Origin of the sequence: Herbaspirillum sp. CAH-3 (assembly GCF_009668275.1) — a bacterium.
GTDB classification, from domain to species: domain Bacteria; phylum Pseudomonadota; class Gammaproteobacteria; order Burkholderiales; family Burkholderiaceae_D; genus Herbaspirillum; species Herbaspirillum aquaticum.
This window is the reverse complement of sequence record NZ_VSWE01000026.1, coordinates 25,519-42,167: the sequence shown is the minus strand read 5'-3', so window position 1 is coordinate 42,167 and position 16,649 is coordinate 25,519. Positions and strand designations below refer to the sequence as shown.

Below are 16,649 nucleotides of genomic sequence, written 5' to 3'. Positions count from 1 at the left end.
AAACGATTACTTGCGGGCGGCCAGGACTTCGGCCGGCTGCACGATGTTTTCCTGGGCCTTGTTGGACCAGCTGTTGCGCGTATACGTGATCACGGCGGCGATTTCGGTGTCGTTCAAGACGCCCTTCCAGGCCGGCATGGCGTTCTTGCCGTTGAGCAGGATGTGGATCTGGCCATCCTTGGGGCCATTGACCATCGCGCTACCATCGAGCGCCGGGAAGGCACCCGGCACGCCCTTGCCATTGGCCTGGTGGCAGGCCACGCAGTTGGCCGCATAGACCTTCTCGCCGCGCTGCTTCAGCTCATCCACCGTCCAGACCTTGCTGGGGTCGTCGGCCTTGGCGGCCATTTCCTTCTTCTTGCCCTCGACCCATTTCTTGTAGTCGTCATCGCTGACCACGTTGACCACGATGGGCATGAAGGCGTGATCCTTGCCGCACAGTTCCACGCACTGGCCGCGATAGGTGCCGATCTTCTCGGCACGGAACCAGGTGTCGCGCACGAAGCCGGGAATCGCATCCTGCTTCACGCCGAAGGCGGGGATGGTCCAGGAGTGGATCACGTCATTGGCCGTGGTGACGATGCGCACCTTCTTGTTGACGGGCACCACCACCGGATTGTCGACCTCGATGAGGTAGTTGTCGTTTTTCTTCAGGGTGGGATCGGTGACCTGCTCGCGCGGCGTGGCCAGGCTGGAGAGGAAGGAGATTCCTTCACCATCGCCCTTGAGGTAGTCATACCCCCACTTCCACTGCATGCCGGTGACCTTGATGGTGAGGTCGGCGTTGGAGGTGTCCTTCATCGCCACCACCGTCTTGGTGGCCGGCAGGGCCATGCCGATCACGATCAGGAATGGCACCACGGTCCAGGCGATTTCCACGGTCGTGCTTTCGTGGAAGCTGGCGGGCTTGTGGCCGACCGACTTGCGGTGCTTGATGATGGAATAGAACATCACCCCGAACACGGCCACGAAGATGACCAGGCAGATGATGAGCATCAGGATGTGCAGGTCGTAGATCTGCTCGGCGATCTTGGTCACCGGTGGCTGGAAATTCATCTGCAGCACGGCCGGTCCGCCCGGACTATCCACCACTGCCCAGGCCGGCAAGCCGGCCGCCAGCAGCGAGGCACCGAGGGTCAAGGATTGAAGGCGCTTCGCAAGTTTCATGGATTTCCTCAAAAGCCCAAAATTATAAGAATGAGAGTGCTGCCATCCCGCCACCCCTGGCGGCCAGTTCCTGTTGCAGCTCCTGCACGAATGCGCGCCGTTGCCACAAGCTCATGAACCGGCCAATTTCCACGCGCTGCCCCCGGCTTTCCAGGGCCACCAGCGACTGCCGGCCCACAGGAAAAGCGCTGCGCATGCCATGCAACTGCAAGCTGCTGCGACGCGAACGGCTGCCCTGGATGACTTCCACCTCCAGGCCATGATCGGCCAGCACCAGCACTTCGCGATCGGTGGCGTGACGGGCGTAGACCAGCATGGCCGCGCCCACCGCTACCAGTTCAATGCATGAAAAAACCAGGATGATCCAAGCGCCGCGCAGCGTGAAGCCCAGCGCGACCGTGAGTGAAACCGTACAAAGGACTGCGAAGACCCACGCCAGCTGGCGTGGCGCAATCGAACAATTGCGCTTCAATATCCATTCCCGCGTCTCCATGGCACCTCGCCAGCATGATTGTCGGTCGAGCGTGTCTCTGTCTCTCACCGCAGGGGATGCTCACTGGATGCGGGCCTGCCCGTTCTTGGCGGGGGCCGTCTTGCGTGGGGCGCAGTCCGTGGCTATCCGTTTTGCGGTCTTTATTTATTCTTGCTATTCGGTGGTACTGGAATTTCTTTGTGTGAATTTTTTTACCCATTTGAGTATAAGGGCTAACGTCGCCATGGATCAAGCACGCACCGCCGCATTGACAACGCTGGCGTTTCCGGCCCCTGCGGCGGACCCCGATAGCGGGCTCAAAGCCGCCAGGGGCGCGGCTTTGCGGCGACATGAAGGTTTCGGCAGGAACAGGCAGGGCGTAACGATACAGCAACTATCAGGCAGGCCAGATAGGGCTGGGCGACTAAGCCTTATATGAAGTTTCGACTATCGCGGCGGACGTTCGAAGCGAATGATGCTCTCGCCGGCCGCAGTGGTCTTGGGTACCGGGCGGAAGGCATGGCCGTAGACGACCTCGAAGGTCAGCGGGATCTTGCCGTCGGGCTTGCGCATGGCCTCGAAGGCCGCCAGCAGGCGCTGGTACTGGCTGCGGCTCATCATGCTGCGGCGCCGCGATTCCAGCGGATTGCCGCCCCAGGCGCGCACGTCTTCCAGCAGGCGCTGGGGGGTCTCGTAGGTCACGGTGATGGTTTCCATGTCCATCACCGGGGTGGAAAAACCGGCATTGACCAGCATGTCGCCGAAGTCGTGCATGTCGACGAAGGGCAAGGTGTGCGGTGCAAGATCGATTTGTTCGAAGGCGCTGCGCACTTCGCGCAGGGTATCGGGGCCGAAGCAGGAAAACATCAGCAGGCCCTCCACCCGCAGCACGCGACGCCACTCGGCAAACACGCGGTCGGGTTGGGGATGCCAGTGCAGGGCCAAGTTGGACCAGACCAGGTCCAGCGCATTGGCCGCCAGCGGCAGGCTGGCGAAGTCGGCGCAGGCCAGTTCCGGCCCGCCGGCATGCGGACCGGAGCCGAGCCACTTGTTGATGGAACCGAACAGGCGGTTCATGGCCGTCTGCGCGCCGCGCTGGTGGTCGGCAGCCTTGGCCAGCATGCCGTAGGCGCCGTCCAGGCCGATCACCTGGGCCTCGGGATAGCGCTTCTGCAGCACCGGCAGGTCGGCGCCTTCGCCGCATCCGGCGTCCAGGACTTCACGCGGGGCGATTTTTACCAGGGCCAGACGCTCCTGCATGCGGGCCGACACTTCGCGCCGCAGGAAATCGGATTCGGCCACGCGCTGGGGCTGGCCGAAGCGGCGGCGCACCAGGGGCAGGTCGATGGGAGCGCTCAGCTTGGCGCTGGCAGAAGGCGGCGGCAGGGACATGGGCAACGGAACAGGAAGATGGACTGCGCAGCAGCGTGGCAAGCTCGGGCGGCCAGCGAAGGACCGACTATCTACGGGGCTGATGCGATAATGCGCGTAGTTTAGTCGAAATCCATTTTTCCCGGGCGCACCTCGCATGGATCTCAAATCCTCCAAACCCGCTGCTGCATCGCCCCAGGCCAAGCCTGGTACCGCCTATCGCGCCGTGGCCGGCAAACCGCCACGACCGGGCAAGCCCGGCGACCCCGGCTGGCTGCAGCGCCTGCTGGCGCACATGCCGCAACTGCTGCCGTCTTCCTGCGCGCTGTGCGGCGCGGCCGGACGCGAGACCCTGTGCGCGCCCTGCCACAAACGTTTCTACACGCGCCAGCACCGCCGCTGCATCCAGTGCGCCCTGCCCATGCCGGTCACCGGCAAGGAGCTGCGCTGCGGCGCCTGCCTGAAGGACCGCCCGGCTTTCGACGCCACCATCGTGGCCACCGATTATTTCGCCCCCTCCGACCAGTTGGCCCTGGCCTTGAAGTTCGGCGGCGACCTGCGCCTGGCACCGCTGCTGGCGCGACTGATCTTCGATGCCACGCGGCGCAATCCGGTGCCGGGCAGCGACGTCCAGTTGCCGATGCCGATCTTGCTGGCGCCGGTGCCGCTGGGATTGGCGCGCCTGCAGGAACGCGGTTTCAACCAGGCACTGGAAATCGCCCGGCCGCTGGGCAAGCTCATGGACATCCCGGTGCTCCCCCGCCTGCTGGAACGCAAGAAGGAAACCGAGGCCCAGTCGGCCCTGCCGGTGGGGGCCCGCGCGCGCAACGTGCGTTCGGCCTTCGCCCTGCCCTTCGCGGCCATGGACCAGGTGCGTGGGCTGCATGTGGGCATCGTCGACGATGTCATGACCACCGGGGCCACCTTGAATGAAGTGGCGATCGTGCTCAAGCGGCACGGCGCCCGGCGCGTGACCAACCTGGTCTTTGCGCGCACCCTGCCGACCTGAAACGGGTCGGCCATTCTTTTCATTGCAGGAGAGTTTTTTGTTCCACGTCGTCCTGGTCGAGCCGGAGATCCCTCCCAATACCGGCAACATCATCCGCCTGTGCGCCAATACCGGCGCGCAACTGCACCTGGTGGAGCCGCTCGGCTTCCCGCTCGATGACGCCAAGATGCGGCGTGCCGGGCTGGATTACCACGAATACGCCAACATGCAGGTGCACAAGGACTGGGACCAGTTCCTGGCCCATCGCCGCCAGGATCCGCAGTTCGATGAGACACGCATGTTCGCCATGACCACGCATGGCTCCACACCCTTTGCCGGCCTGGCCTTCCGTCCGGGCGATACCTTCGTGTTCGGCTCGGAAACGCGCGGGCTGGCACCGGAGCGGCGTGAATCCTTCCCCACTGCACAGCGCATCCGCCTGCCGATGCGGCCGGGCAATCGCAGCATCAACTTGTCCAATACGGTGGCGGTGGTGGTATATGAAGCCTGGCGCCAGAATGGCTATGACGGTGGCAGCTGAGGATCCGCTGCGCCCATGAAAAAACGGCTCCCGCGGGAGCCGTTTTCGTTGGCGGGGCCGATCAGCCCAGCAGCAGGGCGTCGTCCGAGAGCTTCTCGCCGCGCGTCTGCTCGAACATCTTGAGCAGGTCCGGCACGTCCAGCCCGGCGCGTTCGGGGCCGGAAACATCCAGCACCACGCGGCCCTGGTGCAGCATCACGGTGCGGTCGCCGTAGTCCAGCGCTTGGCGCATGCTGTGGGTCACCATCATGGTGGTCAGCTTGGCCTCGGAGACGATCTTGGCCGTCAGTTCCAGCACGAAGGCGGCCGTCTTCGGGTCCAGCGCGGCCGTATGCTCATCCAGCAGCAGGATGCGCGATGGCTGCAGCGAGGCCATCAACAGGCTCACCGCCTGGCGCTGGCCGCCCGAGAGCAGGCCGATGCGGTCGGTGAGGCGATTCTCCAGGCCCAGGTTGAGGATGGCCAGCTTCTCGCGGAACAGCTCGCGCATCTTGCCGCGAATGGCGAAGTTGAAGCCGCGACGGCGTCCACGGGCCATCGCCAGCGCCATGTTCTCCTCGATGGTCAGCGCCTCGCAGGTACCGGCCATCGGATCCTGGAACACGCGTGCCACCATGCCGGCGCGGTCCCAGGCCTGCTTGCGGGTGACGTCGGTACCGTCGATTTCGATCTTGCCGGTATCGACCAGCAGGTCACCGGAGATGGCGTTGAGGAAGGTCGACTTGCCGGCCCCGTTGGAGCCAATCACGGCCACGAACTGGCCGGTCGGGATCTCCAGCGAGAGACCGCGCAGGGCCGGGTTCTCGATGGGCGTGCCGGGATTGAAGGTGATCTTGAGATCGGTGGCTTTCAACATCTCAGGCTCCCTTCCGCAACAGTTTGAGCTTGCGCTTGCCCATGGGCAGCACCAGGGCCAGCATCACCAGCACGGCCGTGACCAGGTTCAGGTCCTGCGCCTGCAGGCCGATGAAGTCGCTGTTGAGCGCCAGGGCAATGAAGAAGCGATACAGGATCGCGCCCAGGATCACCGCCAGCGTGGTCCACACCAGGCGGCGCGCCGGCAGGATGTTCTCGCCGATGATCACGGCGGCCAGGCCGATGACGATGGTACCGATGCCCATGGAGATGTCCGATCCACCCTGGGTCTGGGCAAACAGGGCACCGGCCAGGGCCACCAGGGCATTGGCCAGGGCCATGCCGGCCAGCGTGGCGCGGCCGGTGGCGATGCCCTGGGCACGCGCCATGCGGGCATTGGCGCCGGTGGCGCGCATGGCCAGGCCGATCTCGGAAGAGAAGAACCAGTCCAGCAGCAGCTTGGCACCAGTCACCACCACCAGCAGGATCAGCGGTCGGGCCACGTAATCGGGGATCGAGTCCGGCTGCAGGATGGTGAAGATGGTCGGCTCCGAAATGAGCGGCACGTTGGGTTTACCCATGACGCGCAGGTTGATCGAGTACAGCGCGATCATCATCAGGATACTGGCCAGCAGGTCCATGATCTTCAGGCGCACGTTCAGCCAGGCGGTGATGAAACCAGCCAGCGCACCGGCCAGCAGCGCGACGAAGGTGGCAAGGAAAGGGTTGAAACCGGCTGCGATCATGGTGGCGGCCACCGCGCCGCCCAGCGGGAAGCTGCCGTCGACGGTCAGGTCAGGGAACACCAGGATGCGGAAGGAAATCAGCACGCCGAGGGCCACCAGACTGAAGATCAGGCCGATCTCCAAGGCGCCCAGGAGGGTATACAGCGACATAAAAAGGACTTTCTAAAAAAAACACATTCGGCACGGCGCGGTACGCCAATGCCGAATGTCTTCTGCGTGGCGCCGGCGCTGCACGGGTGGTGCGGCGCCGGCGGTGCATGGCCGACGAATCAGACTGCGGTCATGCTCAGTTTCAGTTGAGGACCTTGGTGGCCGACTTCAAAAACTCCGGCGACAGGGTCACGCCCTGCTTCTGCGCCGCCGAGGTATTGACGTACAGCTCCAGGTTCTTGACCGGCGACGAGGCAATCTCGCCGGCCTTCTCGCCCTTCAGGATACGGGCCACGACCTTGCCGGTCTGGCGGCCCATGTCGTAGAAGTTCACACCCAGGGCGGCCACGGCACCGCGCTTGACGCTGCCGGTGTCGGAGGCGATCAGCGGGATCTTGGCATCGTTGCAGACCTTGGCCAGCGACTCGAAGACCGAGACCACGTTGTTGTCGGTGGTGGTGTACATCACGTCGATCTTGCCGATCAGGCTCTTGGCGGCCGGGGCCACGTCCACCGAACGGGGCGCGGCGGCTTCCACCAGGGTCAGGCCGGCTTTCTGCAGCTCGCCCTTGAGGTTGTTCAGGGCCGACACGGAATTGGCTTCGCCCGGATTGTAAACCACGCCCACACGCTTGGCCTCGGGCACGACGCGCTTGATGACCTCGACCTGCTTGACCGGGTCCAGCATGTGCGACAGGCCCGTCACGTTGGTGCCGGACGGCTTCCAGTCCTTGACCAGCTGCGCGGCCATGGGATCGGCGATGGCCGAGTAGACGATGGGGATGCTCTTGGTCGCGGCCACCATCGGCTGCGCCGAGGGAGTGCCGATGGCCACGATCACGTCGGGGTTGTCACCCACGAACTTCTTGGCGATCTGGCCGGCGGTACCGGCATTGGCCTGGGCGCTCTGGAAATCCCACTTCAGGTTCTTGCCGGGCTCGAAGCCTTCGGCGATCAGTTCATCCTTGGTGCCGTCACGCACGGCGTCCAGCGCCGGGTGTTCGACGAAGGAGGTGATGGCCACCACTTTCTCGGCTGCCAGGGCGGAAGCGCAGATAGCGCTCAGGGCGAGCGCGCCGGCGATGGCGCGCAGTGACTTCGATACTGCAAACATGGTCCTCTCCTCGTTCATGGTGGTCAGGCCTCGGCGTTCCTCTCGACCGGGCCCGTTATGCATATGGGCACATCTTGCTGCGGTGTTGCGGCCAGATACGGAAGATCCCGCATGGCAGCGGGATCTTCAGGCGATACCTTGCTTATTGCTTGATGACGGTCTTGGCCGAGCTCACCAGTTCCGGCGACAGGGTCACGCCCTGCTTCTGGGCGGCGGCGGTGTTGACGAACAATTCCAGCTTGCTGCTGGTGGCCGAGGCGATGTCGCCCGGCTTTTCACCCTTGAGGATGCGGCCGACCACCTTGCCGGTCTGGCGGCCCAGGTCGTAGTAGTTCACGCCCAGGGCAGCGATGGCGCCGCGCTTGACGCTGTCGGTGTCGGAGGCCACCAGCGGGATCTTGGCGTCGTTGCCGACCTTGACCAGGGCTTCATAGGCCGACACCACGTTGTTGTCGGTATTGGTGTAGATCACGTCGACCTTGCCGATCAGGCTCTTGGCGGCCGAACCGACGTCCACGGAACGGGGTGCAGCGGCTTCCACCAGGGTCATGTTGGACTTGGCCAGCAGTTCCTTCAGGGCCTTGACCACCACGGCGGAATTGGCTTCACCCGGGTTGTAGACCATGCCCACGCGCTTGGCTTTGGGGACCACACGCTTGATCAGGTCGATTTGCTTGTCCAGTTCCAGCAGGTCCGACACGCCCGTGACGTTGGTGCCGGAGGCTTTCCAGTCCTTCACCAGTTGCGCGGCCACCGGATCGGTCACGCCGGAATAGACCACCGGGATGCTCTTGGTCGCCGACACCAGGGCTTGTGCCGAGGGGGTGGCGATGGCCACGATGACGTCGGGCTTGTCACCGACGAACTTGCGGGCGATCTGGGCGGCGGTGCCGGTGTTGCCCTGGGCGCTCTGGTATTCCCACTTCAGGTTCTTGCCGGCTTCGAAGCCTTCTTCCTTGAGCTCGTCCTTCACGCCGTCACGCACGGCGTCCAGGGCCGGGTGTTCGACGATGGCGGTCACGGCAACCGACTTGTCGGCAGCCATGGCCGGGGCTGCGCAGACGGCAGCCAGGGACAGGGCGGCGACCATCGCGCGCAGTGTCAGCTTGTTGGTGTAGGACATGCAGTCTCCCTTGGAAAAATGTGAACGAAAACCCAAAAACCCGAAAAGACGCTAAGTCTAGCCTAGCGCCTGTCAACAATCAATTTGCATGAAGGCCCGCCGCCGCCCGCACTGGCAGGCGGGGCGGGCGGCTCGCATTGCGGGACATCCCCTGATCGGGATCAAGCAGAGCGCCGGGCAAAAAGGGGGACGGGCGCTATAATCAGGCCCCATGTCTTCCCGCCTGCGTCCCTTCCCCCCACGACTTGCCTTGCGCCGCCCCTGGCTGCGCCTGCAGGTGTGGACCAGCCTGGCGCTGCTGCTGGCGATGGTGGCGGCGCCCTGGTGGCAGCAGGCCGCCGCGCGCACCCTGCGGGACAGCCCGGCCATGGCCATCTGCAGCGTAGGCGGTGGCGCTTCCGGCAATGCACCGGCGCACCTGGCGGCCAGCCATTGCCCGCTCTGTTGCGGCAGCCAGGCGGCCTCGCCGGCAGCGGATTCTTCCTTCGATACCACGGTCCTGCCCGGCATCAGCTATCCGCTGGCCGGCACTGCACCACGCCTGCGTTCGCTCAGCCTGGAACCGGGTTCGCCCCGGGCCCGCGCCCCGCCGGCCTGAACCCGCCGTCCCCCGGGCCTTTGCGCCCACCCCTGCAGGCCGCGCGCCCGCATTCCAGACATGAACAAGACAACCAGGAATCACTGATATGAAGCATTTCGTCCAAAAGCTGGCCACCCTGGCCATCACCTCCGCCCTGCTGGCTGCCGCCCCGCTGTCGCAGGCCCATGAATACAAGCTGGGCCAGCTCGAGATCGGCCATCCCTACGCCCGCGCGACGGTCCCGGGCCAACCGGCCGCCGGCGCCTACCTGAGCATCGAGAACAAGGGCAGCGCGCCGGATCGCCTGGTGGGCGTGTCCTCGCCGGTGGCCAAGTCGGGTGAAATCCACACCATGGCCATGGAAGGCAACGTCATGAAAATGCGCGAGCTCGATGGTGGCCTGGAAGTCAAACCCGGCCAGAAGATCACCATGCAGCCGGGCAATGGCTACCACCTCATGTTGATGGGCCTGTCCAAGCCGCTGCAGGCGGGTGAAAAGGTCCCGGCCACGCTGACCTTCGAGAAGGCCGGCAAGGTCGAGGTGACCTTCAACGTCGAAGACCGCAATGCGGCAGCGGCGGGCAAGGATGACATGAAGGACATGAAGGGTCACATGCACCACTGACCCACCGCGTAGCCTGAAACGACAAGGCCGGCAGCGAGCGATGCTCCTGCCGGCCTTGTCGTTTGCAGCGTGCCGCGATCAGCCGGCCAGCTTACGCACCTTGGCCAGCAGCTTGGTGGTGGAGCGGTCATGCTCGAAGGCGATGGCCAGCACCTGGCCGCCATAGGCCGCCACAGCCTGCCCTTCGGGGATGGCGTGCATGTCGTAGTCGCCACCCTTGACGTAGATTTCCGGTCGCGCCTGCTGCACGGCTTCCAGCGCCGTGTCTTCATCGAAGGGGACCACCAGCGACACCGATTCCAGCGCCGCCAGCACCGCCATGCGGTCTTCGCAGGTGTTGATGGGACGGTCATCGCCCTTGCCCAGGCGCTTGACCGACGCATCGGTATTGGCCGCCACCACCAGCGAGGCGCCCTGGGCGCGGGCCTGCGCCAGATAGGTCACGTGGCCGCGATGCAGGATGTCGAAGACGCCATTGGTCATCACCACCGGCTTGGGCAATTGCGCTACGCGCTGCTGGAGTTCGTCGCGGGTGCAGAGTTTGGATTCGAAGTCGGCCATCTTGAGGAGAATCGTTGCAGGATGAAAAAAGCCGCAACCCGAGGTTGCGGCTTTGCCATTGTACTGCCCGTGAAGGATTTTTCCCGATCAGGCTGCGGCCGCGCCGGCCGGCATGATCCGCTGGGTCACTTCCTTGCGGTAGCGGTTCAGCTCCTGGACGTTGCTGAAGGTACGTTCGAACAGCAGCGACATGTTGTGCAGGATGCGGTCCACGACCTTCTTCTCCCACTCGCCGTCGAACTTGATCTGGTTGTCCAGCCAGCGTTCCAGCCATTCCGGATCCGGCAGGCGGCTCTGGACGGTGTCATTGGGGAACAGCGCCTGGTTCACGTGCAGGTTGGTCGGGTGCAGCGGCTTTTCGGTGCGGCGCGCCGAGGCCATCAACACGCCAATCTTGGCGAAGGCGGCACGGGCCTTGTCGCCCACTTCGTTCAGGGCCTTCTTCATGTAGCGCAGGTAGGCGCCGCCGTGGCGGGCTTCGTCCTGGCTGATGATCTTGTAGATCTGCTTGATGACCGGCTCGGTGTGCCAGTCGGCGGCACAGCGGTACCAGTGGTTCAGGCGGATCTCGCCGCAGAAGTGCAGCATCAGGGTTTCCAGCGGCGGGGCGGGATCGAACTCGAAGCGCACGTTGTGCAGTTCTTCTTCGGTCGGGCACAGGTCCGGGCGGAAGCGGCGCAGGTATTCCATCAGCACCAGCGAGTGCTTCTGTTCCTCGAAGAACCATACCGACATGAATGCCGAGAAATCGCTGTCCCCGCGATTGTCGCGCAGGAACATCTCGGTGGCCGGCAGCGCCGACCATTCCGTGATGGCGTTCATGCGGATGGTCTGCGCCTGTTCGTCGGTGAGCAAGGAAGCGTCGAACTTGTCCCAGGGAATATCCTTATCCATATTCCAACGGACCTGCTCTAGCGATTTGAACAATTCTGGGTACAGCATCTCAGTATGTGCCTATATGCGTTAAGTGTTTGATTTTAACAAGATTTTCCCGATCCATACTAAAACGGTCAGGTTTCAGCAATATGACAGAGGCCCGGCGCGGCTGCGCCCAGGGCCAGGCTCTGCCATGGCGTAGATCAGGGGGAATTTGGCTTGCGGGAGGCTGGCTTCTTGTTTTGCCGGGATTGTACAACAGCGGTGCGGGCGGGCGCGCTCGTATTTTCCGCACGCTTGGGCGCTTTCTTGACCGGTGGCTTCTTCGGGGCCGCCTTGGTTCCCTTGGCCGCCTTGGAAACGCCAGCGGGCTTGGCTTTGGCGCCTGCCTTGGGCTTGGGGGCAACTGTCTTATTTTCGCTACGCTTGGGGGCCGGCGCGGGCTTGGGCGGCTTGGCGGGCTTCAACAGCGGCTCCTGCTCGGCCAGGCCGCCGGCCAGGGCGTTGCCGACGGCATGCTTGAATTGCTCCTGCAACACATTCCACCAGGCATTGGGATTGGCGATGGCAGACTGGATATCCGGCGCCGGGGGCGTGCCGCCCTCGGCGCCTGCAGCCGGTTCGGCATCTGCGTGAGGCGCACCGGATTGCTCTTCTGCAACATCAGGAGCGTCCGCCCCTTCGTCCACGGCTTCGGCTTTTTCTTCAGCGGCTTCCTCAGGCTTGGCCCCTGCCCCCGGCCACATCGGGAAACCGAAGGGGAAAGCCGGCGCCGCACTGCCCTCATCATCGGCCGGGGCCTCAGCCTGCGGCGTGCCGCGCGAGGCCATGATCTCGCTCATGGCCTGCAGGGTGGAGAGGGTTGCGCTCTGCACTTCCAGGGTCTGGATGGTGGCCTTGAGCATGTTCAGGTTCAGCTCCAGCCAGGAGGCCACGGTCTTCAGGTCGCTGATCTTCTTGTTGATGTCCTCCACCGACAGCGAGGGCGTGGCCATGGCAGGGGCGCCCATGCTGCTCCACATCTTCTTCATGAATTCGATGGTATCGGCTACCGAGCCTGCGCCCGGCATCTGCTCATGGTTCAACATTGATCGCTCCTCTTGTTGTGGTGTCGTGCTCAGCGTGGCGGGCGCTGCATCCGGCACGTGCTCGGCAGTGCGGTCTGCTCGGCCGGGATGAAGCGCTCGGTACGGAATCCGAAGCCGCTGCCCTCATTGTCGAAGCGGATGCCGCCGCTGTCGGCGCGCTGCATCTGCATCAGGTAGAGCGGCTGGATCAGCTGGTGATCCTCGGCCCGCAAGGTCGCCTCGTGGAAGGCGTTCTGATAATGCGCGCCTTCCAATGCATATGCAACCGCCTTGGGATCGGTGCTCCTGGCTTTCTCGATGGCCTTGACCAGCATGTCGATCATCACCTGCATGCGCAGGTAGAGGTAATCATCCTTGGGCTGCGGGTAGCGCTTGCGGAAATCCTGGTAGTAGGCGTCGCTGGGCGAACCCGGATTGCCACCCGCATTGGGATGCCATTCAGCCACCGCACGCACCACGCCCACGCCCGCGTCCCCAATGGCCGCCGGCGCACCCAGGCTGTTGGCATAGAAGGTGTAGAACTTGGCCTTGAAGCCGGCATCGCGGGCGGCCTTCACCAGCAACGTGAGGTCATTGCCCCAGTTGCCGGTGATGACGGCGTCGGCCCCGGCGCTGCGCATCTTGGCGATGTAGGGGGCGAAATCCTTGATCTTGCCGATGGGATGCAGCTCGTCGCCGACGATGGCGATATCGGGACGCTTGGCCGTGATCTGCTCGCGCGCGGCCTTGGCGACCTGGCGGCCGAAGCTGTAGTCCTGGCCGATCAGGTAGACCTTCTTGGTGGCCGGATCGGCCTTGATGGCTTCGGTCAGGGCCTGCATGCGCATGTCGGCGCTGGCATCGAAACGGAAATGCCAGAAGCTGCATTTCTCGTTGGTCAGCGTGGGATCGACCGCCGAGTAATTCAGGAATAGCACGCGCCGGTCCGGCTCGCGCTGGTTGTGCTTGTTGACCGCATCGATGAGCGCGGCAGCCACGGCCGAGCTGTTGCCCTCGATCAGGAAGGGGATGCGCTCGTCGGTCAATTGGCGGAACTGCACCAGCGAGTCTTCCACGCCCAGCTTGTTGTCGAAGGTGGAGAGCTGCAGCAGGTGCTTGCCATCGGGCAGGCTCACGCCGCCGCGCGCATTGACGCGCTCGATGGCGTAGGTGATGTTGCGCACCACCGCTTCGCCGGCATTGGCGAAGGGACCGGAGAGGCCATCGATCATGCCGATGCGTACCGGCGGCAAGGGCGCAGCAATACTGGAGACAGTGGCGGAAGCGGCGGCCAGTGCCAGCAGGACGGCCGGGAACACGCGCAGGGGCAGGCGGGAAGACAGGGACAGGTTCATCGATTCTGCAAGGGACAACGGCAAAACCCGCATTGTACGTTGTTTGAAATGGCCCTCCTTTGCGCTGCGCCCCCACGACGCTCCTTGCTTGATCCGATACACTGGCGGGCATGAGCGAAGTTTCCCGTCCCACCCGGCGCTGGCCGCGCCTGCTGATCCTGATTGCATCGAGCCTGGCCCTGCACGCCGCGCTGGTGGACTGGGGCCGACGCCAGATCGTGATGCCGGGCCAGACGCAGGAACAGGCCATCACGGTGGAACTGCGCCCGGTGCCGCCACCGGAGCAGCCGGTAGCGCTGCCGGTGCAACCCAAGGCGGCCACACCGGCAACCGCCAGACCTCGTGCCGCCGCGCAGCCCCGGCGTAGCCCTGAACCGTCCATCGAACCACCTGACGAGCCTATCCGCGAGACCGTCGAACGCATCACCACGCCCGTCCCGGAAGCGCCGCAAGCGGTCGCTGCGCCCGCCGCTGCTGAAGCTGCAGGCCCGGCCTCGCCCGGTAACGGACAGGGCAGCGGCACGGCAAGCACCGCGACCGGCAGCGGCGATGCGCCAGGGGACGCCACCGGCAAGCAATACCAGACCAGCGCCCCGCCCAGCGTTCTGCTGGAATACGACGTCACCGGTACCAAGGACCAGCAGCCGGCTTACGGCCGTGGCAGCATCGCCTGGACCAACGAAGGCCAGCGCTACAAGGTGGAAGGCAAGGCCAAGGCGCTGTTCTTCACGCTCCTCAATTTCACCAGCGTGGGCGAGCTCGATGCCTGGGGCGTGTCGCCCGAGCTCTACACGGAGCAAAAGGGTTTCAAGTCGGCCACCAATACCCATTTCAACCGTGAACGCAATGTCGTCAGCTTTTCCGCCTCCACCACCAGCTACCCGCGCCGGGGCGGCGAGCAGGACCGCGCCAGCCTGATCTGGCAACTGGCCGCCATCGGCCGTGGCGATCCCGGGCAGCTCCAGCCGGGGGCGGTGATCGACCTGTTCGTGGCCGGCGTGCGCGATGGCGAAATCTGGCGCGTGCAGGTGCTGGGCCAGGAAAGTCTGACGCTGCCCATCGGCACCGTACAGACCTGGCACGTGGTGCGCCAGCCCAAGCCCGGCTCCTATGACGACCGCGTCGATATCTGGCTGGCCCCGCAGCATGAGTGGTATCCGGTGCGGGTGCGCTATACCGACCTGCGGCCCAACGGTGACTACACCCAGCTGGACTTGTCGGGCCTCAAACCGGCCGCTCAGTGAGACCAGATCCTGCAAGCCCTGTCAAAATCGGAAACAATTGCGCACAATTACGCGCCAAGACGGCAGAACCGTGCCCCGGCATTCTGGTCGTATTGCTTCATATGGCTCGGCCTTGCCTCATCGCCAAGCCCCACAGAGACCAACACGAAGAGCTCGCCATGACCTTACTTTCATATCGCCTCAAAACCACCCTTGCCGCACTGCCCCTGGCCGCCCTGCTGGCCGCCGCCCCGGCATGGGCCGCCGACGGTCCGCACCCGGTGGACAAGCGCCCCTTCAACCTGCCGCCTTCGGCCGAGCTGCATTACGCCATCAGCGCCAAGCAAAGCGGGCTGGACTTGAAGGGTGAAGGCCTGGTGAAATGGACGCAGAGCAAGACCGCCTACAGCGTCAACACCGAAACCCGCGCCATGCTGCTGGGCAAGATCCTGGAAACCAGCAGTGAAGGCAGCATCGACGCCTACGGCCTGGCACCGTCGCGTTTCGTCGAAAAGCGCCTGCGCCGCGAACCGACCACCACCACCTTCAATCGCGAACAGAACAAGATCACCTTCACCGAATCGGCCGAAAGCTTCCCGCTGCAGGGCGGCGAGCAGGACCGTACCGGCATCACCTGGCAGTTCGTGGCGATTGCCCGTGCCAATGCCGCCAAGATGAAGCCGGGTTCGGAGTGGAATTTCTTCGTGGCCGGTCCGCGTGATGCCGAGCAATGGACCTTCAAGGTGGTTGGCCGCGAAAAGATCAAGACCGCCCAGGGCGAGACCGAAGCCCTGCACCTGTTCCGCAATCCGCCCCCGGACGACCAGGCCCAGAAACTCGACATCTGGCTGGCGCCCAAGATGGAGTGGTATCCGGTGCGCCTGAAGTTCACCGATCCCAATGGCGACTATATCGAGCAGGTGCTGGATTCGGTCAAGAAAACCAACTAAGCTTGCCGCTATTGCAGGCGCGGGGCCAGGCCGGCAGCGATGCCGCCTGGCCCCGCGCCCGTTTCTGCACCGTTCCCCCGCCTGATTCCCAGATTCCGATTACTTGTTGAGCCCGACCATGTCCGCTATCCCCGCCATCGCCCCGACCCTGAACACCCAGAGCGCCCTGGTGCTCTTCTCCGGCGGCCAGGATTCCACCACCTGCCTGGCCTGGGCGCTGTCGCGCTATCAACGGGTGGAGACCATCGGCTTCGACTACGGCCAGCGCCATGCCATCGAACTGGAAGTGCGTCCGGCCCTGCTGGAAAAGATCAAGGGCTTCTCGCCCGAATGGCAGTCCCGCCTGGGCGAGGACCACATGATCGACCTGTCGCTGATCGGCAAGATTTCCGACACGGCATTGACGCGCGATGTCGCCATCGCCATGCAGGACAACGGCCTGCCCAATACCTTCGTGCCCGGCCGCAACCTGCTGTTCATGACCGTGGCCGCCACGCTGGCTTACCGCCGCGGCTTGAACGTGCTGGTCGGTGGCATGTGCGAGACCGATTTTTCTGGCTATCCCGATTGCCGTGATGACACCATGAAAGCCCTGCAAGTGGCGCTCAACCTGGGCATGGCCACGCAGCTGAAGGTGGAAACCCCGCTGATGTGGATCGACAAGGCCCAGACCTGGTCCCTGGCCGAATCGCTGGGTGGCACCGCGCTGGTGGACCTGATCCGCGCCGATACCCACACCTGCTACCTGGGCGAGCGCGGCCAGCTGCACGACTGGGGCCATGGCTGCGGCAAGTGCCCGGCCTGCGAACTGCGCGCCCGTGGCTATGAACAGTATGCGGCAAGCAAAAGCGCCGGGTAATCGGGCACAATAGGCTCACCATTCCA

At 64.3% G+C, this 16,649-nt stretch carries 18 protein-coding genes; 7 read left to right on the top strand and 11 right to left on the bottom strand.

The genetic code is table 11. The features are described from left to right. Nucleotides 1-6: 6 nt before the first annotated feature. The 3 genes from coxB to FYB76_RS24930 all read right to left on the bottom strand — a co-directional run bounded on the left by coxB (nt 7) and on the right by FYB76_RS24930 (nt 3,031). Nucleotides 7-1,167, bottom strand: coding sequence for a cytochrome c oxidase subunit II (gene coxB / locus FYB76_RS24940; RefSeq protein WP_088756825.1), 1,161 nt, complete (start codon nt 1,165-1,167; stop codon nt 7-9). A 22-nt stretch (nt 1,168-1,189) separates the two neighbouring features. Next, nucleotides 1,190-1,660, bottom strand: coding sequence for a DUF2244 domain-containing protein (locus tag FYB76_RS24935; protein WP_154135410.1), 471 nt, complete (start codon nt 1,658-1,660; stop codon nt 1,190-1,192). A gap of 426 nt (nt 1,661-2,086) precedes the next feature. Continuing rightward, on the bottom strand, nt 2,087-3,031 hold the full coding sequence (locus FYB76_RS24930) for a methyltransferase domain-containing protein (protein ID WP_154135409.1): 945 nt from the start codon (nt 3,029-3,031) through the stop codon (nt 2,087-2,089). A gap of 136 nt (nt 3,032-3,167) precedes the next feature. Here FYB76_RS24930 and FYB76_RS24925 point away from each other — a divergent pair, with 136 nt between their 5' ends. Together FYB76_RS24925 and FYB76_RS24920 are read left to right on the top strand one after the other, a co-directional pair. After that, a complete protein-coding gene (locus FYB76_RS24925) occupies nt 3,168-4,019 on the top strand; it encodes a ComF family protein (protein ID WP_154135408.1) in 852 nt (283 codons plus the stop codon). A gap of 37 nt (nt 4,020-4,056) precedes the next feature. Beyond that, on the top strand, nt 4,057-4,539 hold the full coding sequence (locus FYB76_RS24920; RefSeq protein WP_088756819.1) for a tRNA (cytidine(34)-2'-O)-methyltransferase: 483 nt from the start codon (nt 4,057-4,059) through the stop codon (nt 4,537-4,539). 61 nt (nt 4,540-4,600) lie between these two features. On the opposite strand, the gene FYB76_RS24915 is transcribed toward FYB76_RS24920, so the two are convergent. From FYB76_RS24915 to FYB76_RS24900, 4 genes are all read right to left on the bottom strand, one after another. After that, nucleotides 4,601-5,395 (bottom strand): ABC transporter ATP-binding protein, encoded by a 795-nt coding sequence (locus FYB76_RS24915; RefSeq protein ID WP_034331301.1) that lies wholly within the window; start codon nt 5,393-5,395, stop codon nt 4,601-4,603. Between the two features lies 1 nt (nt 5,396). Then, on the bottom strand, nt 5,397-6,290 hold the full coding sequence (locus FYB76_RS24910; RefSeq protein ID WP_134223508.1) for an ABC transporter permease: 894 nt from the start codon (nt 6,288-6,290) through the stop codon (nt 5,397-5,399). Between the two features lie 142 nt (nt 6,291-6,432). Next, entirely contained in the window at nt 6,433-7,404 is a 972-nt protein-coding gene (locus FYB76_RS24905; protein ID WP_187697720.1) for an ABC transporter substrate-binding protein, read from the bottom strand. Between the two features lie 142 nt (nt 7,405-7,546). Beyond that, nucleotides 7,547-8,527, bottom strand: coding sequence for an ABC transporter substrate-binding protein (locus tag FYB76_RS24900; protein WP_154135407.1), 981 nt, complete (start codon nt 8,525-8,527; stop codon nt 7,547-7,549). Nucleotides 8,528-8,738: 211 nt separating this feature from the next. Here FYB76_RS24900 and FYB76_RS24895 point away from each other — a divergent pair, with 211 nt between their 5' ends. After that, nucleotides 8,739-9,125, top strand: coding sequence for a DUF2946 family protein (locus tag FYB76_RS24895; RefSeq protein WP_154135406.1), 387 nt, complete (start codon nt 8,739-8,741; stop codon nt 9,123-9,125). A gap of 88 nt (nt 9,126-9,213) precedes the next feature. Further along, on the top strand, nt 9,214-9,732 hold the full coding sequence (locus FYB76_RS24890; protein WP_154135405.1) for a copper chaperone PCu(A)C: 519 nt from the start codon (nt 9,214-9,216) through the stop codon (nt 9,730-9,732). A 78-nt stretch (nt 9,733-9,810) separates the two neighbouring features. On the opposite strand, the gene rfaE2 is transcribed toward FYB76_RS24890, so the two are convergent. The 4 genes from rfaE2 to FYB76_RS24870 all read right to left on the bottom strand — a co-directional run bounded on the left by rfaE2 (nt 9,811) and on the right by FYB76_RS24870 (nt 13,591). Then, nucleotides 9,811-10,293, bottom strand: a complete 483-nt coding sequence (gene rfaE2 / locus FYB76_RS24885) for a D-glycero-beta-D-manno-heptose 1-phosphate adenylyltransferase (RefSeq protein ID WP_088756812.1) — start codon at nt 10,291-10,293, stop codon at nt 9,811-9,813. Between the two features lie 87 nt (nt 10,294-10,380). Further along, nucleotides 10,381-11,235, bottom strand: coding sequence for a ferritin (locus FYB76_RS24880; RefSeq protein ID WP_088756811.1), 855 nt, complete (start codon nt 11,233-11,235; stop codon nt 10,381-10,383). Between the two features lie 137 nt (nt 11,236-11,372). Then, nucleotides 11,373-12,257 carry a PhaM family polyhydroxyalkanoate granule multifunctional regulatory protein gene (locus FYB76_RS24875; protein ID WP_154135404.1) on the bottom strand — a complete coding sequence of 295 codons (885 nt, stop codon included), beginning with the start codon at nt 12,255-12,257 and terminating at the stop codon, nt 11,373-11,375. Nucleotides 12,258-12,286: 29 nt separating this feature from the next. Next, on the bottom strand, nt 12,287-13,591 hold the full coding sequence (locus tag FYB76_RS24870; RefSeq protein ID WP_195724718.1) for a branched-chain amino acid ABC transporter substrate-binding protein: 1,305 nt from the start codon (nt 13,589-13,591) through the stop codon (nt 12,287-12,289). A gap of 110 nt (nt 13,592-13,701) precedes the next feature. On the opposite strand from FYB76_RS24870, the gene FYB76_RS24865 reads away from it, so the two are divergent. The 3 genes from FYB76_RS24865 (at nt 13,702) to queC (ending at nt 16,623) form a co-directional block, all read left to right on the top strand. Beyond that, a complete protein-coding gene (locus FYB76_RS24865) occupies nt 13,702-14,835 on the top strand; it encodes a DUF3108 domain-containing protein (protein WP_154135403.1) in 1,134 nt (377 codons plus the stop codon). Nucleotides 14,836-14,993: 158 nt separating this feature from the next. Then, nucleotides 14,994-15,764, top strand: a complete 771-nt coding sequence (locus tag FYB76_RS24860) for a DUF3108 domain-containing protein (RefSeq protein WP_088756806.1) — start codon at nt 14,994-14,996, stop codon at nt 15,762-15,764. A 118-nt stretch (nt 15,765-15,882) separates the two neighbouring features. After that, entirely contained in the window at nt 15,883-16,623 is a 741-nt protein-coding gene (gene queC, locus FYB76_RS24855; protein WP_154135402.1) for a 7-cyano-7-deazaguanine synthase QueC, read from the top strand. Nucleotides 16,624-16,649: the final 26 nt, after the last annotated feature.

Coding starts and splice junctions, on each gene's coding strand:
- FYB76_RS24880 (WP_088756811.1), bottom strand. CDS start 11,235: ATGCTGTACCCAGAATTGTTCAAATCGCTAGAGCAGGTCCGTTGGAAT.
- FYB76_RS24865 (WP_154135403.1), top strand. CDS start 13,702: ATGAGCGAAGTTTCCCGTCCCACCCGGCGCTGGCCGCGCCTGCTGATC.
- FYB76_RS24900 (WP_154135407.1), bottom strand. CDS start 8,527: ATGTCCTACACCAACAAGCTGACACTGCGCGCGATGGTCGCCGCCCTG.
- FYB76_RS24910 (WP_134223508.1), bottom strand. CDS start 6,290: ATGTCGCTGTATACCCTCCTGGGCGCCTTGGAGATCGGCCTGATCTTC.
- FYB76_RS24935 (WP_154135410.1), bottom strand. CDS start 1,660: ATGGAGACGCGGGAATGGATATTGAAGCGCAATTGTTCGATTGCGCCA.
- rfaE2 (WP_088756812.1), bottom strand. CDS start 10,293: ATGGCCGACTTCGAATCCAAACTCTGCACCCGCGACGAACTCCAGCAG.
- FYB76_RS24870 (WP_195724718.1), bottom strand. CDS start 13,591: ATGAACCTGTCCCTGTCTTCCCGCCTGCCCCTGCGCGTGTTCCCGGCC.
- FYB76_RS24875 (WP_154135404.1), bottom strand. CDS start 12,257: ATGTTGAACCATGAGCAGATGCCGGGCGCAGGCTCGGTAGCCGATACC.
- coxB (WP_088756825.1), bottom strand. CDS start 1,167: ATGAAACTTGCGAAGCGCCTTCAATCCTTGACCCTCGGTGCCTCGCTG.
- queC (WP_154135402.1), top strand. CDS start 15,883: ATGTCCGCTATCCCCGCCATCGCCCCGACCCTGAACACCCAGAGCGCC.
- FYB76_RS24905 (WP_187697720.1), bottom strand. CDS start 7,404: ATGTTTGCAGTATCGAAGTCACTGCGCGCCATCGCCGGCGCGCTCGCC.
- FYB76_RS24890 (WP_154135405.1), top strand. CDS start 9,214: ATGAAGCATTTCGTCCAAAAGCTGGCCACCCTGGCCATCACCTCCGCC.
- FYB76_RS24860 (WP_088756806.1), top strand. CDS start 14,994: ATGACCTTACTTTCATATCGCCTCAAAACCACCCTTGCCGCACTGCCC.
- FYB76_RS24930 (WP_154135409.1), bottom strand. CDS start 3,031: ATGTCCCTGCCGCCGCCTTCTGCCAGCGCCAAGCTGAGCGCTCCCATC.
- FYB76_RS24925 (WP_154135408.1), top strand. CDS start 3,168: ATGGATCTCAAATCCTCCAAACCCGCTGCTGCATCGCCCCAGGCCAAG.
- FYB76_RS24895 (WP_154135406.1), top strand. CDS start 8,739: ATGTCTTCCCGCCTGCGTCCCTTCCCCCCACGACTTGCCTTGCGCCGC.
- FYB76_RS24915 (WP_034331301.1), bottom strand. CDS start 5,395: ATGTTGAAAGCCACCGATCTCAAGATCACCTTCAATCCCGGCACGCCC.